Raw genomic sequence first — 656 nt, forward strand, 5'->3', positions numbered from 1 at the left:
GCTATTAAACGGGACGCTTTCTTCTTGGAATGATTTCGTTAGTTCTGGTTCTGATGCAGCCGGTGGTTGTGGCTGCGCCTCACTCAGCAGAGCGTCGATATCTAAGCCAGATTCAAGTTCTAACTCTGAGGCGTCTTCTTCAACCTGCACGGTTAGCGGCTTTTCTTCTTCTGGCTCAAGCGCTTTATTTTGTTCCGTTTTAGGCTCAATCTCTTCAAAACCAAAATCAGCCACCAAGTCATCGTCTAACTGACTCTCATCAGCAGTGGCTACCTCATCCTCACGAATCAAATCATCGAATGGGTCAAGCTCGCTCGTGGTCTCGTCTTCTAAAACGGGCTCATCATCGTCGTCTTGCAGTAACTCATCGAGTAAATCAACGCTGTTTTCGTCGAGTTCCTCAATTACTTCTTCAGCCTCAAAATCAGATAGCGCTTCCAATTCGTTGAGCGGATCGAACTCTTCCTCGGTTTCGTCTTCATCGAAATCGATCAATTCGTCGAGTAGCTCAGTGCTGTTTTCATCGATATCGGTGTCATCAGTCAAACCCGCCAGACTTTCGAGTTCATCAAGTGGGTCAAGCTCAGTTGATGTTTCTTCTGCTGGTTGATCGTATTGAGCTAATAGCTTATCAATATCGTCATCCGACGCCTCTC

At 46.5% G+C, this 656-nt stretch carries 1 pseudogene; it reads right to left on the reverse strand.

Going from position 1 to position 656, the window contains the following annotated elements:
* A pseudogene (locus tag R7Q11_RS26885) lies at window positions 1-656 on the reverse strand (AAA family ATPase); the annotation flags it as partial.

This window comes from Vibrio sp. 970, from assembly GCF_033339075.1.